Origin of the sequence: Anaplasma phagocytophilum (assembly GCF_023476575.1) — a bacterium.
GTDB lineage: Bacteria > Pseudomonadota > Alphaproteobacteria > Rickettsiales > Anaplasmataceae > Anaplasma > Anaplasma phagocytophilum_A.
Map to the genome: position 1 here is coordinate 1 of NZ_JAHLEX010000152.1, position 1,537 is coordinate 1,537.

Below are 1,537 nucleotides of genomic sequence, written 5' to 3' on the forward strand. Positions count from 1 at the left end.
ATTTAGTGCCTACACCGTCTGTGGAGGATACAAGTAAAGGAGAGCGATATTTATGCCCAGCGGCGAACAGGTCGAACACTGCACCAAACCCTCCAATTTCAGATATTACGTTATCACTTTTAGTTTCCGAGAATGGAATAAACGAAGCTGCATCCGGACCGCAAACTTGTAGAATTTACAGCAGCGGTAGGGACAGGAATAAGACTATGGTACGTTGAAGGAGTTTAAGCAGTATGTGCTGGCCTAATTCTAGTAATACAAGTGCTACTGCCAACGCCACAACCGTACCTACAGACCTGGTAAAGGCACTCACCCCCACCCCCGAAGAAAAAAACATAGTAGCCGGGCTAATAGCTAAAACTATTGAAGGTGGGGAGGTTTTTGAGATATTGGGGCAGTTTCTTCTCCCTATGGTATGATCGATGCTTGTTATAATCTTCTTAGTGGTTGTTTTATTTCACCCACTAGCTTATCCGCAGAGGCAATATTTACTCCCAAATACAAGGAAACAATTCAACTCGTCCCGAGAAATTATCCATAAATACGCACAATCTTATAAATAAGAATAATGCCATGTTGTATAACCAGCATTACAGAGTCAAAACCACCTCTACCAGCGCATTTTCTGGGTCATAACGCAATGTAGCTCCGGATTCCTTACAGAGTAAGGTCATAAAGTACGCCTGTACGTTGTGTGTTGTGAGAGCGCAAGCATTCGCGTTTTCTAGCACACTTTCCACATCTTTATGAACAGATATCTCTTCAGCATCAAGCACTAGCCGTATCGCAACCATACTCTCTGTCTTAGAGATAGAGACAGAAATTCCCTTTCCTCTTATCATAGCCATAGTAGAAAACAGAGCTGCTTGAACTAACAACCTGTTAACTTGTTCCAGAAGCTTTGCATCATAAAACTGCCCCTCAACACAGACGGAGAATGATGGAATACCCCTTTTCTTCAGATATTTTTCAATATGTTCCCTAGTAGTATCAAAACAGGAGTTATCCTCAGAACCACTATAAGCCTGCCTAATAAGCCTAAATCTCGATATCATCTCAGCAGCTGCTTCTTCTAGACAAACTCGTATATCATCGGATTCTGGATCATCTAAAAAGCACTCAATATAGCTCACTACTGAACCTACAGAACCCGCAATATCATGCAACAGCTTCGCTGCAAAAGCCTCCATGCTAGCCAGCTCTCCGGTCATAATTACCCTAGTAAGAAAGTAGCCAGAATTTTATAGTATGGGTATAGTTAATCAATAAATATTTTTGTACAAGTTTCACTCATCTAGTGCTACTCTCTCTCCACCAGGTGTGGCTGATTCTATGAGTAAATACTTAGATTCGGGAGTAAATATTGCCTCTGCGGATAAGCTAGTAGGCGAAATAAAACAGCTCTCGCAAGAAACTAAAAGTGATAACGTAATATCTGAAATTGGAGGGTTTGGTGCAGTGTTCGACCTGTTCGCCGCTGGGCATAAATATCGCTCTCCTTTACTTGTATCCTCCACAGACGGTGTAGGCACTAAAT

At 42.0% G+C, this 1,537-nt stretch carries 3 protein-coding genes and 1 pseudogene; 3 read left to right on the plus strand and 1 reads right to left on the minus strand.

What is annotated here, in order from left to right:
* Both KPX09_RS05830 and KPX09_RS05235 read left to right on the plus strand, forming a co-directional pair.
* Nucleotides 1–218, plus strand: a 218-nt coding sequence (locus KPX09_RS05830) for a hypothetical protein (protein WP_410518488.1), incomplete at its 5' end; no start/stop codon positions are given.
* 15 nt (nt 219–233) lie between these two features.
* Nucleotides 234–419, plus strand: coding sequence for a hypothetical protein (locus KPX09_RS05235; RefSeq protein WP_410518489.1), 186 nt, complete (start codon nt 234–236; stop codon nt 417–419).
* A 171-nt stretch (nt 420–590) separates the two neighbouring features.
* Here KPX09_RS05235 and KPX09_RS05240 read toward each other — a convergent pair whose 3' ends face one another.
* Nucleotides 591–1,211: a histidine phosphotransferase family protein gene (locus KPX09_RS05240; protein WP_249549297.1), complete on the minus strand. Its 621-nt coding sequence runs from the start codon at nt 1,209–1,211 to the stop codon at nt 591–593.
* A 121-nt stretch (nt 1,212–1,332) separates the two neighbouring features.
* Here KPX09_RS05240 and KPX09_RS05245 point away from each other — a divergent pair.
* A pseudogene (locus KPX09_RS05245) lies at nt 1,333–1,537 on the plus strand (phosphoribosylformylglycinamidine cyclo-ligase); the annotation flags it as partial.